Below are 20160 nucleotides of genomic sequence, written 5' to 3' on the forward strand. Positions count from 1 at the left end.
GGCGCGCTGAGCGCTGGCTTGCGCACCGAAATCGCTGGTTTTAGCGGGAGTGGATCGGGCTCAGGTCGTCGACCAGCCAGCGGCCGTCGTGTTTGGTCAGCTGGATCCGCAGCGCCAGGATCGCGTTCTCCGGCGGCTTGTCCGGTGCGTTCTGCGTGCCGCGCAGGATCACCGCGACGCTGGCCGCGTTCGGGCCGATCGCCTCGACGCCCGCGGAGATGGTGCTGGCCTGTGCGGAGACACCTCTGCTGGTCAATTGTTCTGCGACGGTGGCAAATTGGTTCTTGAGTGCCTCGGCGCTGGCGTCCGACATCATGGCCGCGGCGCGGTCGATCGAGGCGGTCGGGTTCTGCGGGGTGAACGTCGCGGAGGCTTCGGCGATGCTGGTGGCGATGCCGACCACCGCGTCGGTGTCGGCGTGCAGAGTGCGGTCAGGCACCGTCCAGCGGAAGTATCCGACCGCCACCCCGGCCACCACCGCCGCGGTGGCCACGGCCACCGCGGCCAACCGCAGGCCGGGCCCGTCGTCGTCGGTGCCCATGGTCACCCCGTCGCGGCGCGCCAACACCACGTTGACGATGACGGCCTCCACGATCAGCACGCACAGCACCGAGCAGGTCGCCACCCACCACAGCGGCCAGCCCAGCGCGACACCGATGTACACCAGCGCCGCGACCGCCGCCAGCGGAGGGACCACGTCGAATGCCGCTACCCGCCACGCATTTCTCATCGGATCGGTTCCAACCGCGAGATCAGCAGGTCGCCGTCCACGTCGGAGACGTCCAGGCGCAGCGTCCAGCGCACCGTGCGGGGCTCGTCGTCGCCGGCGTTCTCGCTGACCGACGTCGCCACCACCATCACCGTGTCGGTGCGCGCCGCGAACTCGGTGAGCTCGGGCTGCGGCGGCGGGGGCGGCGCGGTGGTGGCGCCGGCTCCTGGCCGGTGAATCGACTCGACGGCGACGGAGTCGACCTGACCGCGGGTGTTTGACTGCAGCGTCTGGACCAGCTCGCGGAAGGGCTTGATGGCCGCGTCGAAGTCGGCGTGGAGCTGCCCGACCGTGCCTTCGTGCAGCTTGGTCATGCTGGCTTCGACGGTGCCGGAGTCCATGTTGATCAGCGTGGCCGTCCAGTCGGCGGCTGCCGCCATGGCGCGGGTGCGGTACTGCAACTCCTCGACGTCCTCGCGGTGCTGGGTCCAGATCAGCGCGGCCAGCGCGACGGCGACCACCGCGATGACGCCGATCACCGTCGAGGCGATGCCGTAGCTGGTGAAGACGGGACCGTCCTGGTCATCGGGGTCCGGCGGTGCGGCGGCGTCGTCGGGCATGGGCGTGAGGCTACCCGCCGAGGCCGCGGGGGCTGATCGGGATCTGGCACCCTGGTGTGGTGACTGTGGAAACGATCCGATCAGGCATCGACCTGAGCCATGTCGATCTCGACGCCCGCCCGCAAGACGACCTCTTCGGCCACGTCAACGGCCGCTGGCTGGCCGAGTACGAGATGCCGGCCGACCGTGCCACCGACGGCGCGTTCCGCTCGCTCTACGACCGGGCCGAAGAACATGTGCGCGACCTGATCACCGAGGCGGCGGCCGCAGGCGCCGCGCCGGGCACCGACGAGCAGCGCATCGGCGACCTGTACGCCAGCTTCATGGACGAGGCGGCCGTCGCCGCACGCGGGGTGGCTCCGCTGCATGAAGAACTCGCGCCCATCGACGCGGCGACGACGCCGGCCGAGCTGGCGGCCGTGCTGGGTGCGCTGCAGCGCACCGGTGTCGGCGGCGGCGCGGGCGTCTACGTCAACACCGACGCCAAGGACTCCACCCGGTACCTGTTGCACTTCAACCAGTCCGGGTTGGGGCTGCCCGACGAGTCGTACTACCGCGAGGAGCAGCACGCCGACATCCTGGCGGCCTACCCGCGGCACATCGCCGCGATGTTCACGCTGGTTTACGGTGCGGGCGAGCACACCGAGACCGCGCAACGCATCGTCGCGCTGGAGACCAAGCTGGCCGCCGCGCACTGGGACGTGGTCAAACGCCGCGACGCCGATCTGGCCTACAACCTGCGCACCTTCGCAGACCTGGTCCAAGAGGCGCCCGGCTTCGACTGGACCGGCTGGGTGACCGCACTGGGCACACAGATTTTCGCACCCGGCCCGGGCCCGGCGGAAGTTGTTGTGCGCCAGCCTGATTACCTCACGGCGTTCGCGAACGCGTGGTCAGCCGAAAACATCGAGGACTGGAAGGCGTGGCTGCGCTGGCGGGTCATCCACGCCCGCGCGTTCCTGCTGACCGACGAGCTGGTGGCCGAGGATTTCGCGTTCTACGGACGCAGGTTGTCGGGCACCGAGCAGATCCGTGACCGGTGGAAGCGGGCCGTGTCGGTGGTGGAGAGCCTGATGGGTGACGCGGTCGGAAAGCTCTACGTCGAGCGGCATTTCCCGCCGCACGCCAAGGAGCGCATGGATGAGCTGGTGGCCAACCTGCGCGAGGCCTACCGCGTCAGCATCAACTCATTGGAGTGGATGACGCCGCAGACGCGGCAGAAGGCGCTGGCCAAACTCGACAAGTTCACGCCCAAAATCGGTTATCCGGCCAAGTGGCGCGACTATTCGGCGCTGGTGATCGACCGCGACGACCTCTACGGCAACTACCGCAGGGGCTACGCCGTCGAGTACGAGCGTGAGCTGGCCAAGCTGGGCGGCCCGGTCGACCGCGACGAGTGGTTCATGACGCCGCAGACGGTCAACGCCTACTACAACCCCGGCATGAACGAGATCGTCTTTCCCGCAGCGATTCTGCAGCCGCCGTTCTTCGACGCCGACGCCGACGACGCCGCCAACTACGGCGGTATCGGCGCGGTGATCGGCCACGAGATCGGGCACGGGTTCGACGATCAGGGCGCCAAGTACGACGGCGACGGCAACCTGGTGGACTGGTGGACCGATGCGGACCGCACCGAGTTCGGCGCCAGGACAAAGAAGTTGATCGAGCAGTACGAGCAGTATGTACCGCGCCAACTAAGCAACGGCCACTCCCCTGTTCCGCATGTGAACGGGGCCTTTACCGTCGGCGAGAACATCGGCGATCTCGGCGGGCTGTCGATCGCGCTGCTGGCCTACCGGCTGTCGTTGCAGGGCAAAGAGGCACCGGTGCTCGACGGGCTCACCGGTGAGCAACGCGTGTTCTTCGGCTGGGCGCAGGTGTGGCGGACGAAATCCCGTGACGCCGAGGCGATCCGGCGCCTGGCGATCGACCCGCACTCACCACCGGAGTTCCGGTGCAACGGCGTCATCCGCAATATGGACGCGTTCTACGAGGCGTTCGACGTCAGCGAGGACGACGACCTGTACCTGGAACCCGAGCACCGGGTGCGGATCTGGAGCTAGGTTCCCACGCCGCGCGAGCAGACGCAAAAACCCCCATTTCCCGTGGAAAATAGGGGTTTTTGCGTCTGCTCGGCAGTTAGAACATCTGCCAGTCGGATGCGCCGTCGGGCTGGTCGTACCACCCACCGTTGGTGTTCTTGATGACAACCGGGTCGCCGCTGCCGAAGTTGTCGTAGAACCACTTGGCGTCTTCCGGGCTGAGGTTGATACACCCGTGGCTGACGTTGCTGTTGCCCTGGGCGCCAACCGACCACGGCGCGCTGTGCACGAAGATGCCCTGGTTGTCGATCCGGACGGCGTCCTTGACCTTGAGCTTGTAACCCTCGGGGTCGTCGACGGGCACCCCGTAGGTCGAGGAGTCCATCACGATGTCCTTGAACTTCTCCAGCACGTAGTACGTGCCGTTCTTGGTTTCGTAGCCCGACTTACCCATCGACACCGGGAAGGTCTTGACCAACTCGCCGTCGCGCATGATCTCCATCTGCTTGGTGTCGTTGTCGATGGTGGCGACCAACTGCTCGGGGACGCTGAAGCTGGACTTGGTGCCGCCCGCGTCGATGTTCACCACGGTGCCTGCCGGCCAGAAGTCCTGGGGCCGCCAGCGCACCTGGGTGTCGCTGGTCCAATAGAACCTGCCGGGCACCGGCGGAACCGACGAGATGTGGATGGCGTCCTCGGCCATCTTGCGGTCGGCGATCGGGCGCTGGAAGTTGATGTAGATCGGCTTGGCGGCCCCGACGATGGAGCCGTTGACCGGGTTGAAGCTCGGCGGGGAGAACACCGGCTCACCGGTGTAGGGCAGCGGGTTCTGTCCTGCCGGAGTGCCGGGCGGAATCTGCTGCGGCGCCGCGAACGGATTCGCCGGCATGAACGGGTTGGGTGCAGGCGCGGCGTTCGGCGCCGGCGGCGGGGCCGGTGGAAGGACGACCGGACCCGGGGGCGGGGGCGGCGGTGGGACCGGCGCGGCCGCGGCAGCCGGATCGACAGGCGCCGGGGGCGGCGGCGGAACGCCGGGCTGGGCCAGCGCGGACGGGGTGCTCAGCACCATCGCGCCGACCAAGCCGGCTGCGCACATCGCGGTGAGCAGTCGATATCTCATCGGCTGCGGCATACGTAACCTCCAAGTCGCAGAACTTCCAACCAGTGTGGCATAGCTCGGGACTTCATCCCACGCCGCCGGGCGGCGGCTGGACCAGCGCAAATGGCCGGATAGAACGCGCTGACCTGCAGGCTTATCGCTGCTGCGAGCGCGAAACGTTACGGCGTCCCGCGTTCAGGACCGCACCAACCGCGCGATCGCTGCCGAGGCCTCGGCGAGCTTGGCGTCGCCCTGCTCGCCGCCCTCCGCGACCGCCTGGGCGACGCAATGCCCCAGATGCTCGTCGAGCAGGCCCAACGCCACCGATTGCAGCGCGTTGTTGACCGCGCTGATCTGGGTGAGCACGTCGATGCAGTACTTGTCTTCGTCGATCATCTTGGCGATGCCGCGCACCTGCCCCTCGATGCGTCGCAACCGCTTGGCGTAGTTGTCTTTCTGCGCCGAATAGCCGTGCGCAGCGACTGTGGTGGTCTGCTCAGCCATTGGGTCCTCTCAACATCTGCTGCATCTGGGTGATCTCGGCCTGTTGGGTGTCGATCATGGTCTGGGCCATGCGTTTGGCGTCGACGTTCGCACCGTTGGCGATCTCGGCCTGCGCCATCTTGACCGCGCCCTCGTGGTGGCTGATCATCGATTCCAGCCACAGGGTGTCGAACTCCTCGCCGCGCAGCGATCGCAGCCGTTCCATCGTGGCCTCGTCGACCATGCCCTGCATCTCGGCGTGATCTGCGTGCCCCTCACCGGTGGCGGTGTCGGGGTTCTCGTTCCACTGCACCAAGAACACCCGAAGCGCCCTGATCTCGGGTTCCTGCGCGGCCGAGATCTGCTCGGCCAGCGCGATCAACTCGGGGTTCGATGACCGATCGGGCACCATTGCCGACAGCTCGATGGCCTGCTCGTGGTGCGGGATCATGTTGGTGGCGAACGCCACATCCTCGGCGTTGTAACCGGCCGGCTCGCCGCTGATCGCCGGAGTGTCAGGATGCTCGTGGTCAGTGTGCCCGTCGGCGGACTCAGACTGGGTGCACGAGGTCAGGAACAGCGCGGTGGCAAGTGCGGCGAGCACCGCGAGAATCCGGGTAGCGAAAGACGTCATGCGGCCAGGGTACCCGATACCCCCTCGGGGTATAAAACGGTTTTGGCGGGATGCCCACCGGAGGCATACTTAGCGTCATGCCCTCAGGTCCTGACATCGAGCCCCGTCGGGCAGAGCCCGATATTAAGCCCAGAAGCCGCGACGTCACCGACGGCCTCGAGAAAGCCGCTGCTCGCGGGATGCTGCGCGCGGTAGGCATGGGCGACGACGACTGGGGCAAACCCCAGATCGGCGTCGGTTCGTCGTGGAACGAGATCACCCCGTGCAACATGTCGCTGCAGCGGTTGGCGCAGGCGGTCAAGGGCGGCGTACATGCCGCTGGCGGCTTCCCGCTGGAGTTCGGCACGATCTCGGTGTCCGACGGCATCTCCATGGGTCACGAAGGCATGCATTTCTCGCTGGTGAGCCGCGAGGTGATCGCCGACAGCGTCGAGACGGTCATGCAGGCCGAACGCCTCGACGGCTCGGTGCTGTTGGCCGGCTGTGACAAGTCGATCCCGGGCATGCTCATGGCGGCCGCACGGCTCGACCTGGCCAGCGTCTTCTTCTACAACGGCTCGATCATGCCGGGTGTCGCCAAGCTGACCGACGGTTCCGAAAAGGAAGTGACGATCATCGACGCGTTCGAGGCCGTCGGCGCCTGTGCGCGTGGACTGATGCCGCGCGAGGACGTCGACATCATCGAGCGAGCGATCTGCCCCGGCGAGGGCGCCTGCGGCGGCATGTACACCGCCAACACGATGGCCTCGGCCGCCGAAGCGCTGGGCATGTCGTTGCCGGGCAGCGCCTCCCCCGTGGCCATCGACCAGCGCCGCGACGAGTTCGCACGCAGATCCGGCGAAGCGGTCGTGGAGATGCTGCGTCGCGGCATCACCGCACGCGACATCCTCACCAAGGAAGCCTTCGAGAATGCGATCGCGGTGGTGATGGCGTTCGGCGGGTCGACCAACGCGGTCCTGCACCTGTTGGCCATCGCCAACGAGGCCAACGTCAAGCTGTCACTTGACGATTTCACCCGCGTCGGGCAGCAGGTGCCACACCTCGCCGATGTGAAGCCCTTCGGCCGGCACGTGATGAAGCACGTCGACGAAATCGGCGGAGTGCCCGTGGTGATGAAGGCGCTACTGGATGCCGGTCTGCTGCACGGGGATTGCCTCACAGTCACCGGCCAGACCATGGCCGAAAACCTCGCCCACATCGAACCGCCGGACCCAGACGGCAAGGTGTTGCGCGCGATGAACGATCCGATCCATCCGACCGGCGGCATCACGATCCTGCACGGCTCGCTGGCACCGGAGGGTGCGGTGGTCAAGTCGGCGGGGTTCGACTCCGACGTGTTCGAAGGCACCGCAAGGGTTTTCGAGCGTGAACGCGCGGCGCTCGATGCGCTCGAGGACGGCACCATCGTCCCCGGCGATGTGGTCGTCATCCGCTACGAGGGCCCCAAGGGCGGACCGGGTATGCGCGAGATGCTCGCGATCACCGGCGCGATCAAGGGTGCCGGCCTCGGCAAGGACGTGCTGCTGATGACCGATGGCCGGTTCTCCGGCGGCACGACTGGGCTGTGCGTGGGCCACATCGCCCCCGAGGCTGTGGACGGTGGCCCCATCGCGTTCCTGCGCGACGGTGACCGCATCCGGCTCGACGTCGGTAAGGGCACGCTGGACGTGCTGGTCGATCCGGACGAATTCGATTCGCGCAAGGCCGGTTTCGAGCCGCTGCCGCCGCGCTACACCAGCGGTGTGTTGGCCAAGTACATCAAGCTGGTCGGCACGGCCGCGACGGGGGCGGTCTGCGGCTGACCGTGGGTCAGGGGCCGCCTACTTGACCACCGCGATGGCAAAGCCGTCCCAGCCCTTGGTCCCGACGGTCTGGATGGCCGCGGTGTCCAGCCGCGGATGGCTGCCCATCACGTCCAGCATGTCGCCCACGGCTTTGGCCTGCTGATCGTCGGGCGCCGGGTCCAGCACCCGGCCAAACCGGGCGATGTTGTCCACCACGAGAATTGCGCCGGCATTGCTGAGCTTGATCGCCCATTCGACGTAGGCGACGTTGTTCTCCTTGTCGGCGTCGATGAAAACCATGTCGAACTTCTCGTCGCGGTCGGCCAGGGTGGGCAGCGTGTCTAGCGCGGCACCGACGACGATCTCGACACGATCGGCCACCCCCGCACGGGCCAGGTTTTCCCGCGCGACGTCGGCGTGCTCGGGCTCGTACTCGAGCGTGACGACGCGACCCCCGGAGCCGACGCCGCGCGCTAGGTTGATGGTGCTGTAGCCGGCCAGGGTGCCGATCTCCAGAGCGCGGGTGGCCCGCGTCGCGGTCGCGAGCAGGTACAGCAGCTTGCCGTGCTGGGCCGATACCTCGATCGCAGGCATGCCCGCGGCCGCGGCTGATTCGCGTGCCGCCGTCAACGCGCCGTCTTCGGTGTCCAACACCCGGGTGAACAGTTCGTCGAGCGCTTTGGGATCCGGGTCCGCCATCGACGTCACGTTAGCCCATGGGGTTACCGAGCGAGGAATACGTCGTTGAGGGTGACGGTGCGCAGCTTGCGCGCGCGGATGATGTCCACCAGCTGCGCGTACACCTGCGTGACGGGTTCGTGGTTGAGGTGTCCGATCACGATGGTCTGCGGCTGGAAGTATCGCTCGGCCATCTTCACGACTTCGACCGCCGGTATCCACACGTGGTCTTCCAGCGTCCCCGACCACAGCGTGTCGACGGTGTACCCCAGATCGCCTGCCACCTTGTCGACGTGCGGATTGTGGGCGCCATACGGTGGCCGGAAGTACGGGCGGGCGTCGACACCGTATGTCTTCCACAGGAAGTCGTGGTTGTGCCGGAATTCTTCTGCGACGTCGGTCAACGCCAGCTTGGTCAGGTTCGGATGCGTCCAGGTGTGGTTGGCCAGCTGGATCTGGCCGTCGTCGACCAGCGGCCGCAGCAGTTCGGCATGCTCGGTCCACGACCGGTAGACGCCGTTGACGAAGTACGTCAGCCGCATCCCGGTGTCCCTCGCCAGCTGGGTGTAGGCCCGCACCACGTCGCTGCTGACCCCGTCGTCGAGGGTGAGCGCGAGCAGGTCGCCGTTTCCGGGAAGGTTGCTGAGTACCCCCGGCAGCAGCGGGATCCGCGCCGACGGCGGCGGTGGCGGCAGCAACCCCGCGGGTGCGGCCGCCGTGGGCGTGGCTGCCTCGGCGGCGGCGCCGACCACCTGCGTCTGCCCGGCCGCCGAGCATCGGCTGAGCCCGATCACGCCGAGGCTGGCAACGGTCAGGGCCGCGATGAAGTGGCGCCGGTCGAGCTCGGTTCCGGCGCGGGGTATGCGGTAGCGGGCGGCCATCGTCCCTACTGTCCCGCGAGGAGACGCAGAAACGTCTGATTACGCGGCGTGTCGCCACCTTCGGCGTCTGCTCGGCGTGCGTGTGGGCCCAGCTCGGCGCTACAAAGCTCGCGGCAGAAAGGACTAGCGCTGCGGGACGGTGGTCGGCTTGATCGGCTCCGGTAGCGCGCTCTGCCCCATCAGGTAGCGGTCGACGCCGGCCGCGGCGGCGCGGCCCTCGGCGATGGCCCACACGATCAGGGACTGGCCGCGGCCCATGTCGCCGGCCACGAACACCCCGGGCACCGAGGTGGCAAAGTTTGCGTCGCGCGCGACGTTTCCGCGGTCGGTGAGCTCCACACTGAGGTCGCTGAGCAGGCCCTCCCGCTGCGGCCCGACGAAACCCATGGCCAGTAACACCAGGTCGGCCTCCAGCTCGAACTCCGTGCCGTCGACCTTGACGAATCTGCCGTCCTCGTTGCGCACCTCGTGGCCGCGCAACCCGGTGACGCGGCCGTCGCGGCCCACGAACTCCTCGGTGTTGACCGAGTACATCCGTTCGCCGCCTTCCTCGTGTGCCGAGGAGACCCGGAACATCAGTGGGTAGACCGGCCAGGGCGTCGAGTCGGCGCGGGTGTCCGGCGGGCGCGGCATGATCTCGAACTGGTGCACGCTGACCGCGCCTTGGCGGTGCGCGGTGCCCAGGCAGTCGGCGCCGGTGTCGCCGCCGCCGATGATGACGACCTTCTTGCCCTTCGCGGTGATCGGTGGTTCCCCGTCCGGACCCGTCACGGGGTCGCCGTGCTGCACCCGGTTGGCCCACGGCAGGTATTCCATGGCTTGGTGGATGCCGTCGAGGTCGCGGCCCGGAATCGGCAGATCGCGCCATGCCGTCGCGCCGCCAGCGAGCACCACCGCGTCGAAGTCCTTACGCAGTTGCTGCGCCGTGAGGTCTACGCCGACGTTCACACCGGCGCGGAACTGGGTCCCTTCGGCGGTCATCTGTTCGAGACGACGGTCGATGTGGCGCTTTTCCATCTTGAATTCCGGGATGCCGTAGCGCAGCAGGCCGCCGATGCGGTCGTCGCGCTCGAACACCGTCACGGTGTGGCCGGCGCGGGTGAGCTGCTGGGCGGCGGCCAGCCCGGCCGGGCCCGAGCCGACGACGGCGACGGTCTTGCCGGTGCGCACGGCGGGCGGCAGCGGCACCACCCAACCCTCCTCGAAGGCCTTGTCGATGATCTCGACCTCGACCTGCTTGATGGTGACCGGATCCTGGTTGATGCCGAGCACACACGAGCCCTCACACGGCGCCGGGCACAGCCGTCCGGTGAACTCCGGGAAGTTGTTGGTGGCGTGCAGCCGCTCGATCGCGTCGTACCAGCGGTCCGTGCGGACCAGGTCGTTCCACTCCGGGATCAGGTTGCCCAGCGGACAGCCGTTGTGGCAGAACGGGATACCGCAGTCCATGCAGCGGGCAGCCTGCTCCCGCAGTGTGTCGTGAGAGAAGTCTTCGTAGACCTCTTTCCAGTCCTGCAGGCGCAGCGGGACCGGCCGCCGCGGCGGGGTCTGGCGGTGGGTGTGCTTGAGGAAGCCGCGGGGATCAGGCACCGGCGGCCGCCATGATCGCTTCGGCAATTCCGTTCTCGTCAGCGCCGGTCCGTTCGGCGTCGGCGATGGCTTCCAGCACCCGCCGGTAGTCACGGGGCATCACCTTGGTGAAGTGCTTCACGTTGGTGCTCCAGTCATCGAGGATGCGTTGCCCGATAGCGGAATCGGTGGCATCCACATGGGCGGTGATCATGTCCTGCAGCCACGCCAGATCCTCGTCGTCGAGGTCCTCGAGTTCCACCATCTCGGCGTTGAGATTCTGCGGCAGCCGGTTGTCGGGGTCATAGACGTAGGCGATGCCACCGGACATCCCCGCCGCGAAGTTGCGGCCGGTCGGGCCGAGGATGGCGATGCGTCCGCCGGTCATGTACTCGCAGCCGTGGTCGCCGACACCTTCGACGACCGCGTGCGCGCCGGAGTTGCGCACCGCGAACCGCTCCCCCACCTGGCCGCGCAGGAACGCCTGACCGCTGGTGGCGCCGAACAGGATCACGTTGCCGGCGATGATGTTGTCCTCGGCGACATAGTCGGCCGGCGCGTCATCAGATGGCCGCACCACGATGCGACCGCCGGACAGGCCCTTGCCGACATAGTCGTTGGCGTCGCCGTACACCCGCAGCGTGATGCCCTGCGGCACAAAAGCGCCGAAGCTGTTGCCCGCCGACCCGTCGAACGTGATGTCGATGGTGCCGTCGGCAAGTCCCTGCCCGCCATAGGCTTTGGTGACTTCGTGGCCCAGCATGGTGCCGACCGTGCGGTTGACGTTGGCGATCGTCGTCGAGAAGCGCACCGGCGTCGCCGAATCCAGCGCTTCCCGGCACATCACGATCAGCTGCTGGTCGAGCGCCTTGTCCAGCCCGTGGTCCTGCCGTGAGCTGCAGTACAGGTCCTGGTTCATGAACGCAGATTCGGGCTGATGCAGCACCGGCGCCAGGTCCAGCTTGTTGGCCTTCCAGTGTTCGGCGGCGCGGGTGGTGTCCAGCGCGTCGACCTGGCCGACCATCTCGTTGAGCGTGCGGAACCCCAGCTGCGCCATCAGCTCGCGCACCTCTTCGGCGATGAACATGAAAAAGTTCTCGACGAACTCGGGCTTGCCGGTGAAGCGTTGCCGCAGTATCGGGTTCTGCGTCGCCACCCCCACCGGGCAGGTGTCGAGGTGGCACACCCGCATCATGATGCAGCCCGACACCACCAACGGCGCGGTGGCGAAGCCGAACTCCTCGGCGCCGAGCAGCGCGGCGACCACGACATCGCGTCCGGTCTTGAGCTGCCCGTCGACCTGTACCACGATGCGGTCACGAAGTCCGTTGAGCAGCAACGTCTGCTGGGTCTCGGCCAGGCCGAGCTCCCACGGCGCACCCGCGTGCTTCATCGACGTCAGCGGCGTCGCACCGGTGCCGCCGTCATGCCCGGAGATCAGCACCACGTCGGCGTGCGCCTTCGAGACTCCGGCGGCCACCGTGCCCACCCCGGTTTCGCTGACCAGCTTGACGTGTACGCGGGCCTGCGGGTTGGCGTTCTTGAGGTCGTGGATCAGCTGCGCCAGATCCTCGATGGAGTAGATGTCGTGGTGCGGCGGCGGCGAGATTAGCCCCACCCCGGGTGTGGAGTGGCGCACCTCGGCCACCCACGGATACACCTTGTTGCCCGGAAGCTGGCCGCCCTCACCGGGTTTCGCTCCCTGGGCCATCTTGATCTGGATGTCGGTGCAGTTGGTCAGGTAGTGGCTGGTGACGCCGAACCGACCGGAGGCCACCTGCTTGATGGCGCTGCGCCGCCAGTCGCCGTTCTCCTCGGGGTCGAACCGGCTGACGTGCTCACCGCCCTCACCGGAATTCGACCGGCCGCCGAGGCGGTTCATCGCGATCGCGAGGGTCTCGTGGGCCTCCGCGGAGATCGAACCGTAGCTCATCGCGCCGGTCGAGAACCGCTTGACGATCTCGCTGGCCGGCTCCACCTCCTCGAGCGGGACCGGCTGGCGCCCTGCATCTTTGGAGTCTTTGAACGTGAATAGCCCGCGCAGCGAGGCCATCCGCTCGCTCTGGTCATCGACCAGCTTGGTGTACTCCTTGAAGATCGAGTACTGGCCGGTGCGGGTTGAGTGCTGCAGCTTGAACACCGTGTCGGGGTTGAACAGGTGGTACTCGCCCTCGCGGCGCCACTGGTATTCGCCGCCGACCTCGAGTTCACGATGCGCCCACTCGGTGGGCTGGTCGAGGTAGGCCAACCGGTGCCGGGCGGCCACGTCGTCGGCAATGTCGTCGAGGCCGATGCCCCCGGTCGGACAGGTCAGCCCGGTGAAGTACTCGTCGAGCACCTGCTGGCTGATGCCGATGGCCTGGAACAGCTGCGCGCCGGTGTAGGACGCCAACGTGGAGATGCCCATCTTGGACATCACTTTGAGCACGCCTTTGCCTGCGGCCTTGACGTAGTTGGCCTTGGCGGTATCGGTGTCGACGCCGGTGATCACCCCGCGATCGACCATGTCCTCGATCGACTCGAACGCCATGTACGGGTTGATGGCGGCCGCACCAAAACCGCAGAGCGTGGCCATGTGGTGCACCTCGCGCGCGTCACCGGCCTCCACGACCAGGCCGACCTGGGTGCGGGTCCGGTCGCGCACCAAGTGGTGGTGTACAGCGGCCACCGACAGCAGCGACGGGATCGGCGCCATCTGCTCGTTGGACTCGCGGTCGGACAGCACGATGATGCGGGCGCCCTCCCGGATGGCCGCCGACACCTTCGCGCGGACGTTGTCGAGGGCTTCCTTGAGACCTTGGCCGCCCCGGTTCACCGGGTACAGACAGCGCACCACTGCGGTCGACAGGCCGTGGCGGCGACCGTCGATCTCCTGCTCGGGGTCGAGGTTGATCAGCTTGGCGAGTTCGTGGTTGCGAATGATCGGCTGCGCCAGCACGATCTGGCGGCACGACTCAGGGCCCGGGTTGAGCAGGTCGCCCTCCGGCCCCATGGCGCCCTGCAGGCTGGTCACCACCTCTTCGCGGATCGCGTCCAGCGGCGGGTTGGTCACCTGAGCGAACATCTGCTGGAAGTAGTCGAACAACATTCGGGGCCGCTGCGACAGCACCGCGATGGGCGTATCGGTGCCCATCGAACCAATCGGCTCGGCACCGGTGCGGGCCATCGGCGCGACCAGCAGGTTGAGCTCTTCGTAGGTGTAGCCGAAAGCCTGCTGGCGCAACACCACCCGGTGGTGCGGCATGCGGACGTAGTCGCCCTGCGGCAGCTCGTCGAGACGGAACAGCCCAGCGTCCAGCCACTCCTGATAGGGGTGCTCGGCGGCCAGTTCGGCCTTGATCTCCTCGTCGTCGACGATGCGGCCCTGCGCGGTGTCGACCAGGAACATACGGCCCGGCTGCAGCCGCATCTTGCGCACCACCGTGGACGGGTCGAGGTTGAGCACACCGGCTTCGGACGCCATCACGACGAGGCCGTCGGCGGTCACCCAGATCCGCGACGGTCGCAGGCCGTTGCGGTCCAGCACGGCGCCGATCACGGTGCCGTCGGTGAAGCACACCGAGGCCGGGCCGTCCCACGGCTCCATCAGCGAGTCGTGGAACTCATAAAAGGCCCTGCGACGCGCGTCCATTTGTTCGTGGCGCTCCCACGCCTCGGGGATCATCATCAGCACCGCGTGCGGCAGGCTGCGACCGCCGAGGTGCAACAGCTCGAGGACCTCGTCGAACCGCGCGGTGTCGGATGCCCCCGGGGTGCAGACCGGCGTGATCTTTTCCAGGTCGGCGGCGTCGCCGAACAGGTCGGTGCGGATCAGCGCCTCGCGGGCCCGCATCCAGTTCTCGTTGCCGGTGACGGTGTTGATCTCACCGTTGTGGGCGATGCGTCGGAACGGGTGCGCCAGCGGCCACGACGGGAACGTGTTGGTGGAGAACCGCGAGTGCACGATGCCCAGCGCACTGGTGAGCCGTTCGTCTTGCAGGTCGAGGTAGAACGCCTTGAGCTGCGGTGTGGTCAGCATCCCCTTGTAGACGAAGGTCTGACCGGAAAGGCTTGGGAAGTACACGGTTTCGCGGCCGGGACCGTCTTGACCAGGTCCCCTGGTGCCCAGCTCGTGCTCGGCGCGCTTGCGCACCACGTACGCACGACGCTCCAGGTCCATCCCCGACGCGCCCTGCCCCTTCCCGTTGCTTCGCTCGCCCAGGCCGATGAACAGCTGCCGGAAGGTCGGCATCGCGTCACGGGCCAGCGCGCCCAGCGACGATTCGTCGGTGGGCACCTCCCGCCACCCCAGCACCTGAAGCCCTTCGGCCTCGGCGATCTTCTCGACGGCTTCAGAAGCCACCGCGGCATCCTTGGACGACTGCGGAAGGAACGCGATCCCGGTCGCGTAGCTGCCGTACTCCGGCAGTTCGAAATCGACCACTGCCCGCAGGAACTCGTCGGGCACCTGCAGCAGGATGCCTGCCCCGTCACCGGTGTGCGGTTCAGCGCCCTGGGCGCCGCGGTGCTCCAGGTTCAGCAACGCGGTGATCGCTTTGTCGACGATGTCGCGACTGCGCCGACCGTGCATATCGGCCACCATGGCCACACCACACGCATCGTGCTCGAACGCGGGGTTGTAGAGCCCTTGAATCCTGGGCGTCATTCCCACCTACCCTTTTATCCGCACGCCTTGAGCTGTTTTCAACGGCGGCCGTACAGCGGCGTTGCGGCCGGCCTGCGAGGGGCGCCTCCGTGCGACATCGAACGACTGCTCGAACCCAACTCGCCTAAGTGAAAAACGATATGACAAACCATGCCTGACATGCCAACTTAGTCGAGCCTAACTAAGTGGTGGCGCCCCGTTGGGCCGGTCAATTCCCCACACCGTCATCGGTTTCGAATAGCGTTGGGCCGCTTCGGATTTCACGCTCCGCCCGGAAGCGGCCGCGCGCCGCAGCACTAAGCGATCCTAACTTTTCCCAGGTCTCACAATTTGCTGTGATACTCCGTTCACCACTGTACGCTGGGTGAACCACATCACATAGTCTTTGCGTAAAGCCTAGTCAGATTCTTAGACAACGGCCCGCACACCGGCTTCGGGGGACAGATCCAGCCGTCGCAGCAGCTGTGCGTTGGCCGCCACCACCACCGTGGAGGCCGACATCAACAGTGCCCCGACCGACATCGGCATCACGAAGCCCACCGGAGCCAGCACGCCGGCCGCCAACGGCACCGCGATCAGGTTGTATCCCGCTGCCCACCAAAGGTTTTGCTTCATCTTTCGATACGCGGCCTTGGATAGCTCGATCACCGAAAGCACCGATCGCGGATCGGAACTGGCCAGGATCACCCCGGCCGAGGCGATCGCCACATCGGTGCCCGCCCCGATCGCGATACCGACTTCGGCCTGCGCCAGCGCGGGCGCGTCGTTGACGCCGTCGCCGACCATCGCGACCTTGAGCCCCTCCGACTGCAGCGATGCCACCTTGGCGGCCTTGTCTTCGGGCCGTACACCTGCGAAAACACGGTCGATGCCGAGTTCGGCCGCCACCGAGTCCGCGACGGCCTGCGCGTCTCCGGTGATCATCATCACTTCGATGCCGAGCCGGTGCAGGGCGTCGACGGCTTGGCGGGACTCCTCGCGTACCTCGTCGGCCAACGCCAGCGCGCCCACGATCGCCCCGTCGACCAGCACGTGCAGGATGGTGGCGCCCTGCTCGCGCCACCGGTCGGCTTCGGGCAGTTCACGTTGACCGGCTGCGGAGAGCGCGCGCGGGCCCCCGACCTGTACTGTCTTGCCATCGACCGTCGCCATGACGCCGACGCCCGGTGAGGATGTGAAGTCCGACCAGGCAGGCAGGGTCAGGTTGCGGCGACGCGCGGTCTCCACGATTGCCTTGGCCAGCGGATGCTCGGAGGCGGCCTCGGCGGCAGCCGCGAGCGCCACCACCTGGTCCTCGGAGTGCCCTGGCGCCGCGGTCTTTTCTGCGCGGCTCGCCGCGGTCTTTTCTGCGCGGCTCGCCGCGGTCTTTTCTGCGCGGCTCGCCGCGGTGACGCCGACCACCGTCGGCTCGCCCTTGGTCAGCGTGCCCGTCTTGTCGAACAGCACCGCGCCGACCGTGCGCATGCTCTCCAGCGCGAGCCGGTCTTTGACCAGCACCCCGCCCCGCGCCGCGCGTTCGGTCGCGATGGAGACCACCAGCGGGATCGCCAGCCCCAGCGCGTGCGGGCAGGCGATCACCAGCACGGTGATCGTCCGGATCACCGATTGTTCGGGAATCCCGATGAAACCCCACACCACCGCCGTGATCGCGGCGGCACCCAGCGCGAACCAGAACAGCCAGCCCGCGGCGACGTCGGCGATCCGCTGCGCCCGCGACGACGAGTTCTGCGCCTCGGTGACCAAGCGCTGGATCCCGGCGAGCGCGGTGTCGTCGCCGACCGCGGTCACCTCGACGCGCAGGCCCGAGTCGGTGGCGACGGTGCCCGCGACCACGTGATCGCCCACGCCGCGGCGTACCGGCCGGGATTCGCCGGTCACCATCGACTCGTCGACGTCGGCGGCACCGTCGGTGATCTCGCCGTCGGCGGGCACGCTGCCGCCCGGGCGCACGATCACCACATCGCCGGCGCGCAGTTCGGCGGGCGCAACGACCTCGACGTCGTCGCCCACCACGCGTTCGGCTTCATCGGGCAGCAGCGCCGCCAGCGAGTCGAGCGCAGAGGTGGTCTGCGCCAACGAGCGCATCTCGATCCAGTGGCCGAGCAGCATGATCACGATCAGCAGCGCCAGCTCCCACCAGAACTCGAGCTGGTGGTGCAGCAGGCCCAGGCTCGCCCCCCACGACGACACGAACGCCACGGTCAGCGCCAGGCCGATCAGCAGCATCATTCCCGGTGTGCGGGAACGGATCTCGCTGACAGCACCGGTGAGGAACGGACGTCCGCCCCACAGGTACATCACCGTGCCCAGGACGGGCGACACCCATTGCACAGCGGGTACGTCGGGGATGGAGTAGCCGAGGATCATCGCGAACATCGTCGACAGCCCGGCCGTCGGGATCGCGAGCACCAGCATGATCCAGAACAGCCGTCGGAACTGCGCCACGTGGCCCCCGTGATCTCCGTGGCCGTTGTGCCCGCCGTGTCTTTCGTGGTCGCCGTGGCCGGTCGACGCGCCGTGACCGACGTGTGTGCCGTGCTGCGTCATGACGACACTATATACCCCTAGGGGGTATCAGGGGAACCGGAGCGGTCAGGCTGGATCCTGATGACATATCCGCTGAGTACCCCGTTGGGCCGGTTCGGCGTCCGGAATTTCGAGGACGGGCCGCACCGCTGCGTGGCCTCGATTCCCGCGGGCGATGCGGTCAACCCACTGACCGGCGCGCCGACGATCGCGCCGCTGGCGATGCTGGTGGACCACGCCGGGGGCCTGGTCAACCACCATCTTCGAGCAGCCGACGAGTGGACGGTGACCACCGAGTTGTCGTTGGAGTGCAGGCCCGAGGCGGTGGACATCATCGCGGCCGCGCCCGACGAACCCGTGATCGCGACGGCCCGACCGTTCGGCCCCAAGGGCGAGGTGGCGTTGGCGCTGTGCGACTTCACCCACCGCGGCATCGCGCTGGCTACCGCCACCGTGCGCTCGTTTTTCATCAAGGCGCAGGACCGGGTCGCGGAGTTCCCCGCCGGTGCCACGGGCCCGCCGCCGCCCATCCCGCTCTCCGAGAAGATGGCGCTCAGCGTCGCCGAATCCGGCGGCGCCGCACAGGTTCTGCTGCAGGCCGCCGATCCGGTCCTCAACAACAGCCTCGGCGTCGTGCACGGCGGCGTGTCGGCCATGGCGCTGGAGATGGTGGCCGCGGCCGCGCTGAACAACGGCCGTGCCGGCGAACCGTTGCGCACCGCGTCGCTGCGGGTGAACTTCCTGCGTGAGTTTCAGAGTGGTCCCGAATCTCGTTATGTCGGAACGGCGTTACGTGTCGGACGCCGGACGGGTATCGCCGAGGCGCAGGCCATCAGCGCCGACGGCAGGACCGCGATCATCGCCCGCGTCACGGCCTACGGGTGAAAAGCCGATAGCGCAACGTCATCGTGGACTAGCATCTCAGACCATGCCAGCTCCCCCCGAAACCGGCGGTGGACTAGGCGGATTCATCCGACGCTCGGGGTATCTGCGCAAATGGCTGATCCTCGGCATCGCGATCGGCGTCATCGCCGGCCTCGGCGCGGTGACGTTCTATCTGGCCCTCGACTACGCCGGCCGCTTCCTGCTCGGCTACCTCGCCGGCTACGACATTCCCAAGCCGATCGGTGACGGCGGCGACGCCGGCTCGCCCGGGTTCGACCGGCCGTGGGCGATCCCGCTGGTGGCGTTCGGCGGTGCGCTGGTGTCGGCGTTTCTGGTGGCCAAGTTCGCCCCCGAGGCCGAAGGCCACGGCACCGACAGCGCGATCGAGGCGGTGCACACCGACCCCCGCGCGATCCGCGGCCGCGCCATCGTCGTCAAGACGATCGCCAGCGCGCTGACCATCGGCTCCGGTGGGTCCGGCGGCCGCGAAGGCCCCGCCGCGCAGATCTCGGCGGGTTTCGGGTCGCTGCTCACCCGCTGGCTCAACCTCTCCTATGAGGACGGGCGTATCGCGGTGTCGCTGGGCATCGGCTCCGGCATCGGGGCGATCTTCGGTGCCCCGCTGGGCGGCGCGGTGCTGGCCGCCTCGATCGTCTACCGCGAGGACTTCGACTACAAGGCGCTGATCCCCGGGTTCATCACCTCGGCGACGGCCTACGCGGTGCTGGGTTCGATCCTTGGGTTCGATCCGCTGTTCGGGTTCATGGCCGCCGACTTTCGCTTCGACCATCCGCTGGATCTCAGTTGGTACCTGGTGATCGGCGTCGTCGCGGCGTTCTTCGGATACCTCTACGCCAAGATGTTCTACGGCACCGTCGCGCTGACCGCGAAACTGCCCGGCAACAAGGTGATCAAACCGGCGCTCGGCGGCCTTGCGGTCGGTCTGCTGGCCCTGCTGATCCCGCAGATCCTGGCCAGTGGATACGGCTGGGCGCAGAAGGCCGGAGCCACCGACACGTTGATGGCCATCCCGTTGTGGATTGTGCTGCTGCTGCCGCTGGCCAAGATCGTGGCCACCTCGCTGTCGATCGGCACCGGCGGTTCGGGCGGCATCTTCGGACCCGGCGTCGTCGTCGGCGCTTTCGTCGGCGCGGCGATCTGGCGGCTGGCACACGACCTCGGCGCACCCGGGATTCCCGATAGCCCCGCGGTCTTCGTCGTCGTCGGCATGATGGCCTGCTTCGGCAGCGTCGCCCACGCCCCACTGGCGGTGATGATCATGGTCGCTGAGATGACCGGATCCTTCGCTGTCATCCCGTGCGCGATGGTCGCCGTCGGCATCGCCTATCTGCTGATCCTGCGCACGGACGTGTCGATCTACCAGGCCCAGCGCACCGACCGGCAGAGCGACTCCGCCGTGCCATGATGCTTGCTGGCCTGCAATATATTGTTTGCGGGACATCACAACCAGGGACGACGGACCGTTTCCGATCAATTCGCTGAAACGACTGTTGATCTTGGCTGATCGTGTTTTAGGATATTGCTGACTACCGACGCAGCTGGCAGACGAGGGGGGTTGCCAGCGCACACGCGGCCGATAGCCGC

14 protein-coding genes are annotated in these 20160 nt (G+C 67.5%); 4 read left to right on the forward strand and 10 right to left on the reverse strand.

Annotated elements, in window-relative coordinates; genetic code table 11:
- Nucleotides 1-40: 40 nt before the first annotated feature.
- Together ABQE44_RS10470 and ABQE44_RS10475 are read right to left on the reverse strand one after the other, a co-directional pair.
- Entirely contained in the window at nucleotides 41-730 is a 690-nt protein-coding gene (locus ABQE44_RS10470; RefSeq protein WP_448395126.1) for a hypothetical protein, read from the reverse strand.
- Nucleotides 727-1329, reverse strand: a complete 603-nt coding sequence (locus ABQE44_RS10475) for an Rv1363c family protein (protein ID WP_448395127.1) — start codon at nucleotides 1327-1329, stop codon at nucleotides 727-729. Before ABQE44_RS10475 ends, ABQE44_RS10470 begins: the two co-directional genes overlap by 4 nt.
- Nucleotides 1330-1388: 59 nt before the next feature.
- Here ABQE44_RS10475 and ABQE44_RS10480 point away from each other — a divergent pair, with 59 nt between their 5' ends.
- A complete protein-coding gene (locus ABQE44_RS10480) occupies nucleotides 1389-3392 on the forward strand; it encodes a M13 family metallopeptidase (protein ID WP_448395128.1) in 2004 nt (667 codons plus the stop codon).
- Between the two features lie 76 nt (nucleotides 3393-3468).
- Here ABQE44_RS10480 and ABQE44_RS10485 read toward each other — a convergent pair whose 3' ends face one another.
- The 3 genes from ABQE44_RS10485 to ABQE44_RS10495 form a co-directional block, all read right to left on the reverse strand.
- Nucleotides 3469-4503, reverse strand: coding sequence for a L,D-transpeptidase (locus ABQE44_RS10485; RefSeq protein ID WP_448395129.1), 1035 nt, complete (start codon nucleotides 4501-4503; stop codon nucleotides 3469-3471).
- Nucleotides 4504-4665: 162 nt separating this feature from the next.
- Nucleotides 4666-4974 carry a copper-sensing transcriptional repressor RicR gene (gene ricR / locus ABQE44_RS10490; protein ID WP_448395130.1) on the reverse strand — a complete coding sequence of 103 codons (309 nt, stop codon included), beginning with the start codon at nucleotides 4972-4974 and terminating at the stop codon, nucleotides 4666-4668.
- Nucleotides 4967-5587 carry a DUF305 domain-containing protein gene (locus ABQE44_RS10495; RefSeq protein WP_448395131.1) on the reverse strand — a complete coding sequence of 207 codons (621 nt, stop codon included), beginning with the start codon at nucleotides 5585-5587 and terminating at the stop codon, nucleotides 4967-4969. Before ABQE44_RS10495 ends, ricR begins: the two co-directional genes overlap by 8 nt.
- A gap of 77 nt (nucleotides 5588-5664) precedes the next feature.
- On the opposite strand from ABQE44_RS10495, the gene ilvD reads away from it, so the two are divergent.
- A complete protein-coding gene (gene ilvD / locus ABQE44_RS10500; RefSeq protein WP_448395132.1) occupies nucleotides 5665-7389 on the forward strand; it encodes a dihydroxy-acid dehydratase in 1725 nt (574 codons plus the stop codon).
- An 18-nt stretch (nucleotides 7390-7407) separates the two neighbouring features.
- Here the strand turns inward: ilvD and ABQE44_RS10505 are convergent, their stop codons facing one another.
- From ABQE44_RS10505 to ABQE44_RS10525, 5 genes are all read right to left on the reverse strand, one after another.
- On the reverse strand, nucleotides 7408-8070 hold the full coding sequence (locus tag ABQE44_RS10505; RefSeq protein ID WP_448429593.1) for an O-methyltransferase: 663 nt from the start codon (nucleotides 8068-8070) through the stop codon (nucleotides 7408-7410).
- 23 nt (nucleotides 8071-8093) lie between these two features.
- Entirely contained in the window at nucleotides 8094-8930 is an 837-nt protein-coding gene (locus tag ABQE44_RS10510) for a polysaccharide deacetylase family protein (protein ID WP_448395134.1), read from the reverse strand.
- A 123-nt stretch (nucleotides 8931-9053) separates the two neighbouring features.
- A complete protein-coding gene (locus ABQE44_RS10515; RefSeq protein ID WP_448429595.1) occupies nucleotides 9054-10520 on the reverse strand; it encodes a glutamate synthase subunit beta in 1467 nt (488 codons plus the stop codon).
- Complete coding sequence (gltB, locus tag ABQE44_RS10520; protein WP_448429597.1) at nucleotides 10513-15144, reverse strand: glutamate synthase large subunit; 4632 nt, start codon at nucleotides 15142-15144, stop codon at nucleotides 10513-10515. Before gltB ends, ABQE44_RS10515 begins: the two co-directional genes overlap by 8 nt.
- Before the next feature lie 408 nt (nucleotides 15145-15552).
- Nucleotides 15553-17691 carry a heavy metal translocating P-type ATPase gene (locus ABQE44_RS10525; protein ID WP_448395137.1) on the reverse strand — a complete coding sequence of 713 codons (2139 nt, stop codon included), beginning with the start codon at nucleotides 17689-17691 and terminating at the stop codon, nucleotides 15553-15555.
- Between the two features lie 60 nt (nucleotides 17692-17751).
- Between ABQE44_RS10525 and ABQE44_RS10530 the strand changes: the two genes are divergently transcribed.
- On the forward strand, nucleotides 17752-18555 hold the full coding sequence (locus tag ABQE44_RS10530) for a PaaI family thioesterase (RefSeq protein WP_448429599.1): 804 nt from the start codon (nucleotides 17752-17754) through the stop codon (nucleotides 18553-18555).
- A gap of 43 nt (nucleotides 18556-18598) precedes the next feature.
- Complete coding sequence (locus ABQE44_RS10535) at nucleotides 18599-19981, forward strand: chloride channel protein (protein ID WP_448395139.1); 1383 nt, start codon at nucleotides 18599-18601, stop codon at nucleotides 19979-19981.
- The last annotated feature ends 179 nt before the right edge of the window (nucleotides 19982-20160 follow it).

The organism is Mycolicibacterium sp. XJ2546, from assembly GCF_053483195.1.

Excerpts from the sequence above, each read along its gene's own strand:
- ABQE44_RS10470 (WP_448395126.1), bottom strand. The coding sequence starts at position 730 with ATGAGAAATGCGTGGCGGGTAGCGGCATTCGACGTGGTCCCTCCGCTG.
- ABQE44_RS10475 (WP_448395127.1), bottom strand. The coding sequence starts at position 1,329 with ATGCCCGACGACGCCGCCGCACCGCCGGACCCCGATGACCAGGACGGT.
- ABQE44_RS10485 (WP_448395129.1), bottom strand. The coding sequence starts at position 4,503 with ATGCCGCAGCCGATGAGATATCGACTGCTCACCGCGATGTGCGCAGCC.
- ricR (WP_448395130.1), bottom strand. The coding sequence starts at position 4,974 with ATGGCTGAGCAGACCACCACAGTCGCTGCGCACGGCTATTCGGCGCAG.
- ABQE44_RS10495 (WP_448395131.1), bottom strand. The coding sequence starts at position 5,587 with ATGACGTCTTTCGCTACCCGGATTCTCGCGGTGCTCGCCGCACTTGCC.
- ilvD (WP_448395132.1), top strand. The coding sequence starts at position 5,665 with ATGCCCTCAGGTCCTGACATCGAGCCCCGTCGGGCAGAGCCCGATATT.
- ABQE44_RS10505 (WP_448429593.1), bottom strand. The coding sequence starts at position 8,070 with ATGGCGGACCCGGATCCCAAAGCGCTCGACGAACTGTTCACCCGGGTG.
- ABQE44_RS10510 (WP_448395134.1), bottom strand. The coding sequence starts at position 8,930 with ATGGCCGCCCGCTACCGCATACCCCGCGCCGGAACCGAGCTCGACCGG.
- gltB (WP_448429597.1), bottom strand. The coding sequence starts at position 15,144 with ATGACGCCCAGGATTCAAGGGCTCTACAACCCCGCGTTCGAGCACGAT.
- ABQE44_RS10525 (WP_448395137.1), bottom strand. The coding sequence starts at position 17,691 with ATGACGCAGCACGGCACACACGTCGGTCACGGCGCGTCGACCGGCCAC.
- ABQE44_RS10530 (WP_448429599.1), top strand. The coding sequence starts at position 17,752 with ATGACATATCCGCTGAGTACCCCGTTGGGCCGGTTCGGCGTCCGGAAT.
- ABQE44_RS10535 (WP_448395139.1), top strand. The coding sequence starts at position 18,599 with ATGCCAGCTCCCCCCGAAACCGGCGGTGGACTAGGCGGATTCATCCGA.